The sequence below is a fragment of the Methylotenera sp. L2L1 genome (assembly GCF_000744605.1).
Classification (GTDB): domain Bacteria; phylum Pseudomonadota; class Gammaproteobacteria; order Burkholderiales; family Methylophilaceae; genus Methylotenera.
In genome coordinates, this window is record NZ_JQMG01000001.1 from 42,999 (window position 1) to 58,048 (window position 15,050).

A 15,050-nucleotide genomic window follows, 5' to 3' on the forward strand; every position below is an offset into this window, starting at 1 on the left:
AGGGGAAAAAATGCCATGCAGTGTTAACTGCATGGCTAAGAGAGGTACTTATCTAGCTAATTTGGAGATTAACTGGTTGCCAGTTTAGCAATAACAAAATCAACTCCCTAGGGAGTTATACCACTTTAAACTTGGGATTTTATCCCTTTGTAATCAATACATTCATAAATTATTAATAAAGCTAACTAGAGTATGAAGTTATACAAGCCTATCTCTAAAAAGATAAAAATAAAGATAAATGCTAATTATCGAAAATCGGTCACTCAGTATATGGATCATCATATGATACTTAATGATACTTATGTATTTAACAGCTTATTGCCATTCTTCTTAAAAAATACATTCTGTAAATATAGGGATTTTTTCCTATATGCCAACGTGAATTAACTCACGGCTTTGGATGACTTTTTAACGGGATAATTGAACCTCTCATGTAAATCCGAGGTTTATCATTATGATGTTTAAGAAGAAAGTTTTAGCTTCCCTAATTCCGCTGGTATTTATACAACCAGTTTACGCAGATGAAAATAAAGAAGCGATTAAGTTAGATAAAGTGGAAGTCACAGGCATTTTGCCTGAAAAATTAGAGTCAGTACCAGGCTCTTTCGATATTGTTAGCGAAAAAGAGTTAGAGGCTAGCCGCCCTTTCTCCATTAAAGAAGCATTAGGTAACGTACCTGGTGTGAATGTTGTACAAAATGAAGATCCATTAGGTTTAGCACAAAACATTGGCATCCGCGGTATGGATCCACGCCGCACTTCACGCACACTTTTACTTGAAGATGGTATGCCGTTATTCTTAGCGCCTTATGGCGACCCTTCTTCGCACTATATCCCCATGCTTGAACGGGTTGGTCGTATTGAGGTGGTTAAAGGCTCAGGCCAAGTATTGTATGGCCCACAAACAGTAGGTGGCATGATTAACTTTGTTAGCAAGCCAGTACCCAAAGATGGTTTTGCAGGTAGCGTATCTGCTGTGGGGGGCAATAACGATTTTTATGGCTTACATGCCAATGTTGGTTATGGTACTGACCTAGGTGGATTCATGGTCGACGCCATTAAAAAAGAAGGCGATGGTATTCGTGAGAATCACGAGTTTGATGTAGAAGAATACACGTTAAAGGGTCAATTAAACATCACAGACCGTCAAACACTGATTGCTAAAGTTGGTTACTACAAAGAAGACTCAAATGTATCTGAAACTGGCCTAGGTGAAGTAGACTACATCAACGATAAGTTTCAAGCACCGTCTGGCAAGAATGACTTTTTTGAGCATGAACGTAAATCTGCACAGTTACAGCATATTTTCCAAATTGATGACAAAATGAAGTTATCGACCCAAGCGTACTATGCTGATTCGTATCGAACATCATTCCGCCAGACGGATGCACCTGGTGGTTACGATGAAGCAAATAATGCGACTGGCATCACGGTGTTGGAACGATGTGACACACCAGGCGTGCCATTTACTGAAGATCAGGCGAATGCATGTGGTGGCCGCCATCGCCCAAGAAGTTATAACTATTGGGGTATTGAACCTCGTTTAGACGTAAGCCATAATTTGTTTGGCATAGACAGTGATGCAGTACTTGGCTTCCGTTATCATGAAGAAGATATCAGCCGTCAACAATACCGTGGGGATACTGCAGACTTTCAAAGCCTATCTTATGCCAAAGCCAACTCATTGGCTCGTGAAGATATAGGTATCAAAGTTGAAGCTAAATCTTACTATGCGCAAAACACGTTTCACGTAAACGACTGGGCAATCACACCTGGTGTGCGAGTTGAGGATATCCAAATTAAAACGGATATTCGTCGTGCAGGCAATGCGGTCCAAAATAATCCTGAATCAAACTCAACCAATAACCAAACGGAAGTATTGCCAGGTTTTGGTGTAGCTTGGAATGGCATTGCCAACACCACAGTCTTTGGTGGTGTGCATAAAGGCTTTGCACCACCGAGGCCAGATAGAGATTTGCGTGTAGCTGGTGCGAACACAGCTGTCGTAGATAAAACCAAACCTGAAACCAGTACCAATTGGGAAGTCGGCGTACGCTCAAACTATTTTAAAGGCGTTAATTTCTCATCAACCCTATTTCATACTAAATTTGATGATATCGTCATCAATAATGGTGCGGGTAACTTTGTGAATGGTGGTGAATCAGCCATGTCTGGCTTAGAAGTTGGTGGCCGTATCGACTTTGGTACTATTTACAATACAACGCATAACATTTATGTGTTGGGCTCGTACACCAATACGTTCACAGCAGAATTCAAGAAAGATGGTCAGGTGGCAAGTAGCGGTATCCAAAGTGGCTCACGTTTGCCCTATGCACCTCGTCATTTAGCTTCTGTGAGCTTAGGTTATCAACATCCGGTTGGTCTGGATGCGCGTGTTGGTGTGACATACATCAGCCAGCAGGAAGTTGACGCGTTTGCTAGAGCACTTGGTCCTGTTGATGCAGCGCTTTCTGGACTCGCTGGCAACATTCCTGCATACACATTACTTAATGCATCTGTGAACTTTAAACCGGTAGGCTCTAAAGTGACGTACTTCGCTAGTGGCCATAACTTAGCAGACCGTGAATACTTAGCAAGCCGTGTAGATGGTATGTCTGTAGGCCGTGGCCGTCAGGTGTTTGGTGGGATTCGTTACGACTTCTAAGTTTAAAAATTCGGCCACTTAATACAATTAACAGCCGATCTGTCAATGAGCGTCTAAACCCTTTAAAAGTTTAGACGCTCAACATTCACATTAACAACTATGGTGCATTAAAACGCTAGCCATTCAAATAATCTTGTAATAACAGCTAAAAATCATCACTATTTTTACACTATCGTCCGAGCAACTTTTCACCACAGCAAACTATCGCCTTATAAAACTTGGGATGTAGGTAGATAAGATCAATATTATCGCCATCATTAAATATATCCAACGCACTGAATATGCAGTTACAAAACTAGCCGCTGGCTTCTGTTCCTGCACATACTCATAAAACTGTGGTGTATTGCTCCCTTCTATATAGCTCGCCTTAATCTCCGTGGCTAACTCTTTAAGGTGCTCATCTTCAAGCTTAGATAGATAGCGGTCATACTCTGCCGATGCCACTTGAGGATCTGGCTCATCTTGACTAGTATCGGTATAGTTCACACCACCACCTGTACTATTATTTTCACCAGATGGCCAAAAGCCAATCCATTTATTTAATGAGTTATAACGTGGAACAGCAACTTGCTCTTTGCCCCCTACACCAACAAATAGTACGTGTTTACCTATTTGAACACCATCTAGGTTCTGTCTAATGGTCACATTAAGCTTTGGTGCTTCATCACCATCAGTAAAAAAAAGTAGCTTGGCTGGTGTGTTTAAAGAGTCGAATAAAGTAGCAGCAGCGCGCACGCCTATGCTTAATCGACTATCACCTTTCCACGCCATGCGCCACTCAATATGGTCTATGGTGTCGTTAAGTACATCATAGTTTTCACACACTTCTAAAGGGTTAATCAATAAGGCAACATTGTCTGATGCAAAGACTCCGACACTGATATGTGTGCCACATGGCGATGACTCTACAATTTTTGTCATTAAATGTTTCGTGTAAGCCATTCGACTGACATTCTGGTTGTTGAGCTTCACATCCTCAGCATTCATACTTTGTGAAACATCTGCCAGCAATAGATAATTATGCACTTCCTGCTTTAATTGAATTTCTGGCTTAATTAAAGCAAGCAGTAACAGAACTGATGCCGCTATGTAAAGTACCGTTTCGTAGTTACTTCTTAACAAAATCAATAACTTACTCATGGCAATCCAATCGGTAAGTTGCTAAGTTCCATAGCGGACTGTTCTTTAAGTGCTATTTTTGTATTCTGAGCTAAAGTAGATTGCAACAAACTAAGATTAAACTTTGCTGAACCTAGCGCTGGGTCTAACCGTAACGATTGCTCATATGCCATTTTGGCTTGCGTGTAAGCGTACCGTGCATCATCCTGCAGCGAGCCATCGTCATTCACCCGTCGAATGAGACCTAATATAAATAAATTGTTAGCGATATTAAACTGTATTTTTGCCTGTTCACTAATAGAAGGATTAGTTTCTAATAGTTGCCCGTATGTCTGAACCGCATGCTTATAACCTTGCTTACTCCCCTGATCATATGCTGCTGCAAACTTTTGTTGGTAAGGAAAAGTATTGTCACTAATTTGCTGATTAGTAGATATTGCATCATTTACCAGTGATATTTTCTTATATTGGTAAGCCTCATATACAGTCCCTATCAGGCCCGTCACAAGAAGTAGTCCAAATATAAGATTACTGTTCTTTATGTATTTTGCCATGAATGCACCCTTAAATTTTTAATGATTAATATGAGTAAGGCAAGCACCAACGCCATGATGATTAAGTTTTTTGAGTAATCATGCCCAGGTACAACCACTGTATATTGAATGACATTTTTCTCTTTTGAGTCGATATACTGCAAAGCTGCCTGTAATGTCGTTGGGTTATCCGCCTCAAATGCTTTGTACTTAATTTTAAGGCCACTAAAATACTTATGAAGCTCAAGGCTTGTGACTTCGCCCTCTCTAAATTTTTGCTTGGTGAAGATGCTGACTTGGTCTGGCTCGTGTAATACAATCCAATACAAATTGATTTTCTTCTCAGTCAGTTGCTCGGCAATTTTTTGCTTAACACGAGGGCTAATTTTCCCTGCACCATCTGACAACAAAATCACGGCCCGAGAACCTGAGCTTTGAATCTTGTCAAACATGGCAATACCAGCAGTTACTCCAGACCCGATGTTGGTTTGATTTAGCGCTGAGCTAGTAGCTGCTTTAATGGCTGAGTGAATCGCATCTCGGTTATTTGTGATTTTTACGTTATACAACGCCGAGTTGGTAAAACTCACCACGCCCATCATGTCGTCAGGACGCTCGTTAATAAACTTAGTAATTAGACGCCTAGCAGCCGCTGATTTAATTTCCGTGGCGACACCGCTAGTAGGATCGCCGGCAAAAGGCTTGTCCATACTTACGCTACGGTCAATCACCAATACCGTCTGCGCACCTTTACCAATCTTTTGTATTTTTCTCTCGGCTCCTTGAGGCGATGCAAGTGCAAAAATAATACTTAATATCAGTAAAGTAATGATTGCTTTAATAATGTGATTGGCAATTTCTGAAAATTTATCTTCTGGCGCTATCGCTAGCCAAGAATACATCTGGCCTTGATGGCTTTTGAGCCAAAATGGCGCAAATGCAAACGGTAACAACAGAAGAAACCATGGGTTTAGTAATGTCATCAAACGCCCCGTTCACAATCACGTAAGCGACGGCTTAATACCATTAAGTCAGCCATCAATTGCTCACTATTTTGGGTTTTCTGTGCAAATAGCGATTGGTTAGACTGCTCAAAAAAGGCTTCAATTTCTTTTGCAAATTTCACGAAGGCTGGATGTTTAGATAAAAACTCATTCAGTTCATTTACAAATAGATTTCCACCATGTAATTGATTGAATGCTAGGTGCATATGGCTTAGTGCCTGCTTCTCTCCATCTTCATTACGAGGAAGTTTTTTAAGTTTTCGGTGTGCTTTTGCAAAAGCACCGTTCATAAATGGCAACCAGCGCTTGTCTGCATTGATGTAGACTAAACCTAGTAAACCAACGATTAACATGCCTGAAAATACAAGCACTTTGTTTGCATATGGCTTTAAATCTATCAACGTAGGCTTAAATTGCATATGCATATTTTCTCTCGCCTTAGTCATTCCTTTGGGGGCTAAAGGAGAAAACCAAAACTTCCAAGCTGGGAGATTAACCGACAGCGCCTGCGCGCCACCAGTGAGTGCAAATTTTTCTGCTGGCAACTGCAATACGCTAGGAACAAATACGGCACTGAACACCTGATAACGTAAATCAATGCTGTACCTAATGGCCTCTTGAGAGGCCGTCTGAGTAATGCTAATTTGGCTTAACTCAACATCATTAGTTCTGGTGCCCTTCATTGGTAATGTTTGTTGCGACAGCTGATATGGCGCTTTCACTTCCAATACAATTTTTCTGCTTAATACATCACCAACTTGTATACCGTGACTCTGTAATGGGTTACTAATACTAATGATTTTAGCTTCGGATATTTTTGATTCCTGCGCTACTGCTCCGTTAAAAATCGCAAATATCCCCAATAGCACATAACACTTGGTTTTAAAATTTTTCATAGACTCTTCAATATCTTTTTTAAGGTGGATGCGAAAGCCTTACTTAGCCCATAAATTGTTCAAAATACTCAGACATAGCCTCAGGATTAAAAGCCTCACTTAGGTAAATTGGCTGGTAATCAAAGCTTGCAAATATGTTTTCCAGTTGCTCTTTACGTTCCATAAAGGCCGCTTCAAACTGTTTTCTCACAGAGTCTCTAAAGAAAATACTACGGCACATCCCAGTTTCAGGATCTAGCATGTTGCCAAATCCAAACTTAGGCAGTTTTTTATATTCCTGATCATCCCAAAGCACTACTGGGACAACTTGGTGAACCGACATCGCATTAAGCGCCTGCTCAAGCAACTCTATAGGCATATGAAAATCAGAAATCCAAAAGACCAACCCGCGATGTTGACTAAGGTATTGTGGCACGGCGAGTATGCCATCAGCGCCTATATGCATTTTTTTATAATTTTTCAACTGATCGATCAATTCAAAAGATTGATAGACGTGATGACTTAAAGGCAAGGTGAGGTCTTCAAGCACTTCATGGTTGTATCCTATGAAGCTAAATACATCTCCAGCATTAAAAGCTGAATAGGCTACAGATGCAGCTACTTCCATCGCCAAATCAAGCTTACGCACATGTCCTTTAAACTGCATTGAACTAGAGCAGTCACATACAGCAAAAATCGGCGTCGTATTATCCTGATTGAAAAGCTTAACTTGTATTTGCTCATAAGGGTCACGCAGCGTCTGCCGCAAATCCATGCGTCTAGCATCAGGATGATCAATCAGTGAAACATTACCCCTATACTCAAACCCTAGTCCGCGCTGTGAGCCTCGGTGGTCTCCAGCATGAATGCTGCTGGATTTCCATGGAATTTGATAAGAAAAAGGTTTGGCGTATGCTGGAATCATGCTGCTTTAGCCTGTGCTGGCACCGCCACAGTGCTTAATATCTGCGTTGTAAACTCACGCGCTAACTGCGTTCTTCGATTTTCATACATAGAGTTAAACACCAACCTATGTGCAATCAACTCATGGAACACAGCATGGATATCTTCAGGATATAAACTATCGCGATTCATCAGCCAAGCATTGACACGTGCTGCCTTAAGTAACATACCCATGCCTCTAGGGCTTGCACCTGTATGTACTAAACGATTGACATCAACGCTATCCATTTTGATGCCGTATTTAGCTGGTGATTGTGTTGATTCCCATAAATCGATTGCGTAATCCTCTAAGGTTGGACTTGATTTAATATGACTTTGCAGGATGTCTGAAAAATTATTAAGCTGATCAAACTGCAGTACATTAGACGCTACTTGCTTAGTCAGATTTTCCGCATGCTGGAACTTCACGTTAAACATGAGTGATTTTCTTAATTCACGATCTTCAGGAATCTCAATCGGAATTTCCATCATAAAACGGTCACGTGCTGCAGATGGAATTTCAAAGGTTTCATTTTTCTCTACTTGATTACGGTCTGCAAACACCACCATGTGCGGCAAACGGTACTCTTTCTTAAACGCACTGATGTGTCGTTCAGCCATGACGCGCAACATAAGCGCATGTACTTGAGGCCTAGCCCGGTTTATTTCATTAAAGAAAAAAACAGATAGGTTCTCACCTGCGCGTAACAAAGGACCTTCATCAATTTTAGGTCTTCCGTCTTCGCCTAAATAGGTGTGATAGATTAAGTCATTAGGCATCAAATCTACAGTGCCTTCAATACGCTCATAAGCACCGCCAATACATCGTGCAATAGACTGCAATAATGTCGTCTTCCCTACACCAACCCCACCCTCCAGTAACACATGACCACGCGCAAAAATAGCAATATTCATTAACCTAATGGCTTTATCTTGGCCTACGATAACTTTTTTAACTTCATTTTCCAGCTTTAAAGCATGATTACGCCAGTCTGATAATTGATGATCTAGTGGTGGTGACATGAGTATTCCTTTGCTAACCATTGTTGTTAAAAGGTTCAATCAATAGAACCAAGCTATCTGCTACATGACTTTTAAGCCATGCTGTAACAAGTAGTGAATACAATGTAACAGAATGTAAAAGTCAATAAACCATCCAGTTTAAATAACCTAACTGGTCCAGTAAAATTTAGAGTTACAATGTGGTTTAGATCAACCAGATTTTAAAAAAGATAGGTTCAATACAACCATTTTTGGATTTTCATCATGCGTTGTTCGCTAATTTATGTTGAAAAGGAGAGGAAATGCTTCGCTCATGGAGTCTTAATTTAACAATTACGAGCACGTCTGGTGTAGCCGTATATTTGCAAATAGCGCAGCAAATCATTGATGAAATCCAACGAGGCCGGCTTGTGCCGTCAACGGCAATGCCAGGCACAAGAGATTTATCTGAAAAGCTAAAGGTGAATAGAAAAACTGTTGTGCTGGCATATGATGAATTGATCGCTCAGGGCTGGCTTACCACCCAAAGCAGAAGGGGTACTTTTGTTTCTGCTGACTTACCTAACTTCACTGCCCTGGAAAGTGCTAATCAAGTAAGCGACAAGTTAGCTTCTAACTTGGAAGATACAATAGATTCGCAAACTTTATATCATACATCTTCTGCTGGTACGATTGATTTCAACGATGGCATTCCAGATACACGTTTGATTCCTTGCGAGACTCTTTCGCGCGTATTTAGACATATATTACTAGGCTCCAAAAAAGCCAATAAGCTTGGGTATGGTGACCCAAGAGGCAACATACGATTACGCCAAGCAATTGCTACCATGCTCAATATGGAAAGAGGTCTTAATGTTGATGATGATAAGGTGTGTATTACACGTGGTAGCCAAATGGGTATCTTTTTGGCGGCTCGCATTTTAACCAAGCATGATGATTATGTCGTTGTGGAAGATTTAAGTTACCCGCCAGCAAGGGAAGCATTCCAGTCTTGCGGCGCAAGAATCTTGACTGTAGGTCAGGATAAATACGGCATAGACGTGGTTGCACTTGAAAAGCTGTGCAAAATGTATCCCATTAAAGCCATTTACGTCACCCCTCACCATCAGTTTCCAACCACTGTCATTATGACTGCAGAGCGCAGACTAAAACTACTCATGCTTGCTAAGCAGTATGACTTCACGATTGTAGAGGATGACTACGACCACGAATTTCACTTTTTGCATCGCCCCGTATTTCCACTTGCAAGCACCAATCACGCAGATAGAGTTGTCTACGTGGGGTCACTATCAAAAGTACTTGCGCCCGGGTTGCGAGTTGGCTATCTAGTCGCATCAAAAGCATTTATTGATCGGTGTGCACATGAGGTGATGTTGATTGATAGACAAGGGAACTCGATTACCGAGTTAGCGGTTGCAGAACTGATGATGTCAGGTGAGATAAAACGGCATATTCGCAGAACATTTAAAATTTATAACGAACGTCGCAATGTCTTAATGAATCTAGTTAGTAGCCAGTTAAGTGATTTTGTAAATTTTGATGAGCCCAGTGGAGGGCTTGCACTCTGGTTACGCCTTAATAGCGGCTTAAATATAAACGACTTGGAGAAAAGCGCGTTAAATAAGAACGTACGCATTCTACCCGGTACGCTTTTCTCAGCGTCAGCTAAAGAGGTACATGCCATTAGACTTGGTTTTGGTAGTCTAGATGTTAAGGAGTTGGAGCTAGGCATTAAAAAATTACGTGATGCTTTTTGTGAGAAACTCTAATCTGATAGTCCCAAACAATTAGGAGCAATCAGATTAGATGTGCTAACTCAAATCTGAGCTAATGATAAGTTTAATAAAGGATTAAGCACAGATATCAAATATCAAACTGGTCATCCTCAATTTTACAAATTCATTGTCGCTTTTGTTTTTAAACAACTTTAACCAAATAAACGTTTGAACTTTCCCCACCAAGAATCTTGTCCTTTTGTTGATTCTTTAGGGGACTTCACTTTTTTGGCACAGGATTTTCTAAACCAATTAAAGCTGCTTTAACGTAAGCGTTGACGGCATTTAACGCAGATTCATCATCCAGACCTTTTGGTGGCTCATTAGTTGTATCAGCGCGATAATAACGCGCAACCCACACCACTTTAGATCCAGCGCCGTCTGCAGTAACTTTAAGGCGGCCAGTCAATGAACTAACAGGTAGTGCTTTAATATCAATATCACCCAAGCGATATGAAATACTCATTTCACCAGGTAATATCTCATCAATTTCCTCGTTAATTTTGCTCCCGTTTTTTAGCACTAATGTACGCTTAAGTGCTGCTGAAGATTCACATCCAACGACATCTGGATGCCAATCTTTAATGGCACATGGCTCACTTAGCAGCTTCCAAACTACATCTGGCTTGGCGCCAATCAGCGCGGACTGATCAGTTTTTTGTGGCGTTGGTCCGTGTGCAATCGCTGGTGCTGCAATTGCCATCAATATCAGTGCATATATTTTCTTCATTTTCTCTTTCTCTTAATCACACGTTGAAATAATTGGTTTAAAAATGTAGCTGGTATAAAGAACACGATAATCAGCAAGATAGCTGGCGTAGCAAGCCATGGACGTAAATCGGTATCTGCCATGCGCCATACAGACATTTTTCTGCTAGAAAATGCATCATTCAGTTGATGAATAGCTTCGAGTTGTACATAGTTGAGCGTTGTTTCTTTTGCTAGCCGCTGTAAATTACCTTGATCTAGCCCAGAAAGATTGGCGTTATTAACTTCCGCAGGGTCACTGCCATGTGGCGCGTTCCGCCCATGCATGCCATCAGCCTGTTGCTGCTCCATTTCTAATGCTGATTGAACGCTTGCCATACCAAAAGTAGCATAGCGTTGCACATCATCTAACTCCCAATAGCCAGTAATATTATCTTTGTCATCTAACTTAGGGATTAGACTTGGCTTTAAACCACCCACCCCAACAACCAAGCCTTTGACCTGTCCTGGTTTACCTTCAAACTTAGGCATATAGTCGGGGTTTCCTGGCGGCGCTTGATGGCCGTCAGTAATAAAGGCAATATTCATTTGCTCATCAATTTTTGCAGTTTTTGCAATCGCATCAAATAAGCCATGGCTAATAAAAGAGTCAGCTGCCCAAGCCATTCGCCAATCTAAACGTGAAACAGTTTCATCCAACGTACTAAAGTGAGCACAGACCTCTAACGGGTGTGTAATCGTGGTTGCATTTCGCTCAGTAAATAACCCTAACGCCACGCGAGAACCGCATGGCAACGCACGTAGCGCCTCACGAACACTCTCTTTAGAAAATGCTAAACGGCTTATTGAGCGGTCATCTGTTTCCATATCACGCACGTTCATGCTTTGTGTGATATCCAACACAATCAACCAGTCGTACACGCGTTTAGGCAGTTTCATATGCGGTTGAAATAAACAAATCACTAACAATGTGATTGCAAAAAATAATGCTTTACCACGCAAATCTAGCTTATGCCACCAATGCATCATGGCATACCACGTGGAAACCCTGGGATGGATGGCCAACCATCGGGAGGAACGCCCATATCTTTTTCTTCATCATCGTCTTTAGTCGCTGTTCTCCCCTGACTTTCTATGGTGGGAGACAAGCGGAGCGCTAACTCATAGTTGTACTTAGCCTCCATCCAATCTGGTTTCAGGCGTAATGCGTCACGGTAACTCTCTTTAGCCAACGATAATAATGGCATGGCTTTATCCCATGCTTCTAAGCCATGATCATCAAGTAGTTTAATGGCTTGGTTTAAGTAGATATTTGCGCTGTTGTAATGCGCTGATTGACCAATATACGTATCTTTTGAATTTGCAATACTGGCATATAAGGCTAATGACTTTTGGTCGTTCGACTTTTGTTTCCATAGATAAGCATCTGCAAAAACAGCATCATGTGTAGTGCCATTATGTAGACGATTGCTACTGAGGTTTTCGTTATAGCGATTGACTAAATACAGATCTCTAGCACTCATCACCATGATAATCATCGATGCAATCGTCACAAAAAGCATCAATGGCATGATATTTAGGCGGTGCGCCATTGCTTAACCTCCGTTAGATGTAACGCAAATAGTCCACAACCACACAACAAGGCTAGCAGATAAAATACGCTTGCTAGATTGTGACGTGGAGCTGCTTCAAAATAGCGTACGGGTTGATTTTTCAATCGTGCGATATCCGCGATTGCTGTCTCAACCGCACGAGGGCTTTCAGCCTCATAAGCTTTGTATGGCACGCCTAATGTGCCAAAAAATTGATGTAAGTGATATTCTGGGTAAGCATCTTCACGTCCCTCTTCTGGCGGCACGGACAAGCTAGAACCATTAGCGGACCTTAGAAAAATCCAATAAAGTGAAGCGCTCTGCCGAATAAACATGGCCCGTAGCATATCTTGCGTTTTGCTATCCAAATGCGCACCACCATCGGATACCAACAAGACTACGCGCGAGCCTGTCATGGGTTTTCCTTCGTAGTAATCCAGCGCTAACCCAAGCCCTCGCGCAATGGCAGTAAACCCCATGCCACCAGCATCAGTTGCCTTTAAAGCAGCCTTCACAGCCTCTCTATCCCCACCTAATGGTGCTACTAAAATTGGTGATGTGCTAAACGTCACCATCCCAATTAAATCTTCACGACCTTTATCTACAAACTGTTGTAATACGCGTCGTGCAGCAGCCATTTTAGAAGCACTACCTTCAGCTGGCTTGTCTGCAAAGTCATCATTCATACTTGCGCTTCTATCAAGCACCATCATGATGTGAGCACCACGTCCGACTCTTTCAACGACAGGCTCACCCCAGTAAATACCAGCAAGTGCAAGCACAATAAACAAGATAAATAACGACCCTAGCAAACGCCATACGCGTTCTACCCAAATTGAAAACGTATCTTTAGGTAGGCTCAGCATAGATGGATGTGGGAATGCTTCATGTCCGCGCACAAACCAAGGGAATAATCCTAAAAAAAGCAGCAACAGCAGCCAAGGGTATTCAATACCTGAATGATGAAAAAAATCGCTCATTTAAACAAAAGACATATATTTTAAAGATTTAGATAGACTCTAGACGCATCAGTTGATGGCTCAATTTTTTGAGTTGTATCAGACTTAACTTAGGCTGGTCTCCAGCAAAGAATGCTAGCTCCGAAGTTAAATAAAAATGCTCAATGTTCTGCTGCATAGAAATCAACCATGGGCAATGTTGATAAAGTAGTGATAACCGCTCTATCGTTAGTGTTAATTCGGCACTTTCATCAAAAGCGCTACGTAAAATCCGCATTGCTTTAAAAGCATTTGCAGTCTGAGCACTGTTAGCGTTGCTCAGTTTCTTGATTTCACGGCAGGCCCGTCTAAATGGCTGAATCTTTCGTACACGTAAATGAAACCAATCAAAGTGCCAAGTAAAATATACAAGTGTCAATAAAAACGTAAATGAGGCTAACGCTAACATCGCTAAATAGATTGATATATCGTGCAGTTGAGGTTTGATATCCGTGCGCAGTAACATCGTGTCTTTATTCATCTGCGAAGGTAATACCGATGAAATCAACACGTGCGCTGGTTTAATATCAATAGAAATAGACTTTTTTTCCTGCTTAAACTGCAAATGTAATGGTCTTAAAGCGTAATATCTTGCCTCTTGCATCACTCTAAAAACTTGCCACTCCAATGTAATGAAGTGATGAGTATTGTTAGCAAAATCACGATGCTCCCAATTTGCATGCCGTAACTCTATATTGGCAGCACCCTTACCAAGAGCCGGTATTGAAGTTTCATCTAAGCGATAGCCTTTCGGTGTAATCACTTCAACTGACTGGCGTGCAATATCACCAACACGGTAACCAAGCTCATCAACGCTAGATTTCACTAAAACCGCACGACCCTGTTGTTCGCCATTTTTTGTTTGACCTTGCTCATCTGACGCATAAGCTAATGAGGTCATTAACATAAAAAATAAGCTGAATAAAGACATACAAGCGTTCGACATCATTAACTAGCCTCCAACATATGGCGTGTCAAAGCTTCTATATCAAAGTGATCTTCAATAAAAAATGGCATGCGTGTTCCTGCCATTAAACAGGTAGAAACAATTTTTGAGCGATGCTCTGCATAAGAGTTTTTTATACGGCTGACTAGGCTTGGCCTAAGAAATAAGGATTGATAACGGCCTGTTTCTATGTCTCGAACACGCGCCCAACCCCAGTTAGGAATATCGCGATATTCAGCACTATCCCATAACACGACTGGCACAACATCATGTGGCGATAGCGCGGTTAATGTCGCCTTGAGTAAATAATCATCTAAGTGATAGTCTGAAATTAAAAAGACTAAAGACCGTTTCCTTCTTAATTGTGTGATTGCGCGAGGAAGCGCACTTGCGCCAACCTGCTCAACGCTGCGTATGTTGATTAATTTTTCATGTATCTCGTCTGCAATACCTCGCCGATACGAAGGCGCTTCAAACAAATCACTCCTCACTTCATCATCGCAAGCAACCATACCAAAGGCATCACCATTGCGTTGTGCCGACCATGCAATGGACGCGGTGATATCTGCCATCAGTTTAGTTTTATTGCTATTACCAGAAAACCGCATGGATGCAGACAAATCAAGCATGGCATAAACAGCAATGGCGCCTCGCTCATGATAAGCACGCACCATCAGTTGCTTTGGAAATGCGCGTAAACTCGCATGTAAATCGATGCGCCTTGGATTAGGGTTTGCTAAAAATGGAACATATCCACGAAAATCCGCACTTCCACCAGATGTGCGCGTGGCATGACTACCAGGCTGTACACTTCTGGCACGCCACCCTAGACGATAGTAAAATTCACTAGACAAAAATCGACTCAATTGATTGATGAAAACGATTGGTTAA

At 41.6% G+C, this 15,050-nt stretch carries 14 protein-coding genes; 2 read left to right on the forward strand and 12 right to left on the reverse strand.

The genetic code is table 11. The annotated features are described in order from the left end of the window. Positions 1-454: 454 nt before the first annotated feature. Entirely contained in the window at positions 455-2,665 is a 2,211-nt protein-coding gene (locus tag FG24_RS00160) for a TonB-dependent receptor family protein (protein ID WP_235189698.1), read from the forward strand. A gap of 201 nt (positions 2,666-2,866) precedes the next feature. On the opposite strand, the gene FG24_RS00165 is transcribed toward FG24_RS00160, so the two are convergent. From FG24_RS00165 to FG24_RS00190, 6 genes are read right to left on the reverse strand one after another with little or no spacing between them, the layout of a single operon-like run. Continuing rightward, positions 2,867-3,805, reverse strand: a complete 939-nt coding sequence (locus FG24_RS00165; protein WP_036299752.1) for a vWA domain-containing protein — start codon at positions 3,803-3,805, stop codon at positions 2,867-2,869. Continuing rightward, positions 3,802-4,338, reverse strand: coding sequence for a hypothetical protein (locus FG24_RS00170; RefSeq protein ID WP_036299754.1), 537 nt, complete (start codon positions 4,336-4,338; stop codon positions 3,802-3,804). Before FG24_RS00170 ends, FG24_RS00165 begins: the two co-directional genes overlap by 4 nt. After that, positions 4,323-5,300 (reverse strand): vWA domain-containing protein, encoded by a 978-nt coding sequence (locus tag FG24_RS00175; protein ID WP_036299758.1) that lies wholly within the window; start codon positions 5,298-5,300, stop codon positions 4,323-4,325. Before FG24_RS00175 ends, FG24_RS00170 begins: the two co-directional genes overlap by 16 nt. Next, positions 5,300-6,217, reverse strand: coding sequence for a hypothetical protein (locus FG24_RS00180; RefSeq protein ID WP_036299761.1), 918 nt, complete (start codon positions 6,215-6,217; stop codon positions 5,300-5,302). Before FG24_RS00180 ends, FG24_RS00175 begins: the two co-directional genes overlap by 1 nt. A gap of 43 nt (positions 6,218-6,260) precedes the next feature. Beyond that, on the reverse strand, positions 6,261-7,121 hold the full coding sequence (locus FG24_RS00185; RefSeq protein ID WP_036299764.1) for a DUF58 domain-containing protein: 861 nt from the start codon (positions 7,119-7,121) through the stop codon (positions 6,261-6,263). Then, the gene (locus FG24_RS00190) at positions 7,118-8,161 is read right to left on the reverse strand and encodes an AAA family ATPase (protein ID WP_036299768.1); all 1,044 of its coding nucleotides are present in this window, start codon (positions 8,159-8,161) and stop codon (positions 7,118-7,120) included. Before FG24_RS00190 ends, FG24_RS00185 begins: the two co-directional genes overlap by 4 nt. Positions 8,162-8,442: 281 nt before the next feature. Here FG24_RS00190 and FG24_RS00195 point away from each other — a divergent pair, with 281 nt between their 5' ends. Continuing rightward, the gene (locus tag FG24_RS00195) at positions 8,443-9,909 is read left to right on the forward strand and encodes a PLP-dependent aminotransferase family protein (protein WP_036299769.1); all 1,467 of its coding nucleotides are present in this window, start codon (positions 8,443-8,445) and stop codon (positions 9,907-9,909) included. Positions 9,910-10,135: 226 nt separating this feature from the next. On the opposite strand, the gene FG24_RS00200 is transcribed toward FG24_RS00195, so the two are convergent. From FG24_RS00200 to FG24_RS00225, 6 genes are read right to left on the reverse strand one after another with little or no spacing between them, the layout of a single operon-like run. Then, positions 10,136-10,645, reverse strand: a complete 510-nt coding sequence (locus tag FG24_RS00200; RefSeq protein ID WP_036299771.1) for an SRPBCC family protein — start codon at positions 10,643-10,645, stop codon at positions 10,136-10,138. Next, positions 10,642-11,652 (reverse strand): MxaL protein, encoded by a 1,011-nt coding sequence (locus tag FG24_RS00205; protein WP_036299774.1) that lies wholly within the window; start codon positions 11,650-11,652, stop codon positions 10,642-10,644. The genes FG24_RS00200 and FG24_RS00205 overlap by 4 nt, the downstream gene beginning before the upstream one ends. Continuing rightward, positions 11,649-12,215, reverse strand: a complete 567-nt coding sequence (locus FG24_RS00210) for a hypothetical protein (protein ID WP_051901375.1) — start codon at positions 12,213-12,215, stop codon at positions 11,649-11,651. The genes FG24_RS00205 and FG24_RS00210 overlap by 4 nt, the downstream gene beginning before the upstream one ends. Further along, a complete protein-coding gene (locus FG24_RS00215; protein WP_036299778.1) occupies positions 12,200-13,195 on the reverse strand; it encodes a vWA domain-containing protein in 996 nt (331 codons plus the stop codon). The genes FG24_RS00210 and FG24_RS00215 overlap by 16 nt, the downstream gene beginning before the upstream one ends. Positions 13,196-13,223: 28 nt before the next feature. Beyond that, positions 13,224-14,162, reverse strand: a complete 939-nt coding sequence (locus FG24_RS00220) for a hypothetical protein (RefSeq protein WP_036299781.1) — start codon at positions 14,160-14,162, stop codon at positions 13,224-13,226. Continuing rightward, entirely contained in the window at positions 14,162-15,013 is an 852-nt protein-coding gene (locus FG24_RS00225) for a DUF58 domain-containing protein (RefSeq protein WP_235189699.1), read from the reverse strand. The genes FG24_RS00220 and FG24_RS00225 overlap by 1 nt, the downstream gene beginning before the upstream one ends. Positions 15,014-15,050 lie beyond the last annotated feature (37 nt).

Coding starts and splice junctions, on each gene's coding strand:
- FG24_RS00190 (WP_036299768.1), bottom strand. CDS start 8,161: ATGTCACCACCACTAGATCATCAATTATCAGACTGGCGTAATCATGCT.
- FG24_RS00165 (WP_036299752.1), bottom strand. CDS start 3,805: ATGAGTAAGTTATTGATTTTGTTAAGAAGTAACTACGAAACGGTACTT.
- FG24_RS00210 (WP_051901375.1), bottom strand. CDS start 12,215: ATGGCGCACCGCCTAAATATCATGCCATTGATGCTTTTTGTGACGATT.
- FG24_RS00185 (WP_036299764.1), bottom strand. CDS start 7,121: ATGATTCCAGCATACGCCAAACCTTTTTCTTATCAAATTCCATGGAAA.
- FG24_RS00195 (WP_036299769.1), top strand. CDS start 8,443: ATGCTTCGCTCATGGAGTCTTAATTTAACAATTACGAGCACGTCTGGT.
- FG24_RS00160 (WP_235189698.1), top strand. CDS start 455: ATGATGTTTAAGAAGAAAGTTTTAGCTTCCCTAATTCCGCTGGTATTT.
- FG24_RS00200 (WP_036299771.1), bottom strand. CDS start 10,645: ATGAAGAAAATATATGCACTGATATTGATGGCAATTGCAGCACCAGCG.
- FG24_RS00180 (WP_036299761.1), bottom strand. CDS start 6,217: ATGAAAAATTTTAAAACCAAGTGTTATGTGCTATTGGGGATATTTGCG.
- FG24_RS00205 (WP_036299774.1), bottom strand. CDS start 11,652: ATGATGCATTGGTGGCATAAGCTAGATTTGCGTGGTAAAGCATTATTT.
- FG24_RS00220 (WP_036299781.1), bottom strand. CDS start 14,162: ATGATGTCGAACGCTTGTATGTCTTTATTCAGCTTATTTTTTATGTTA.
- FG24_RS00215 (WP_036299778.1), bottom strand. CDS start 13,195: ATGAGCGATTTTTTTCATCATTCAGGTATTGAATACCCTTGGCTGCTG.
- FG24_RS00170 (WP_036299754.1), bottom strand. CDS start 4,338: ATGGCAAAATACATAAAGAACAGTAATCTTATATTTGGACTACTTCTT.
- FG24_RS00175 (WP_036299758.1), bottom strand. CDS start 5,300: ATGACATTACTAAACCCATGGTTTCTTCTGTTGTTACCGTTTGCATTT.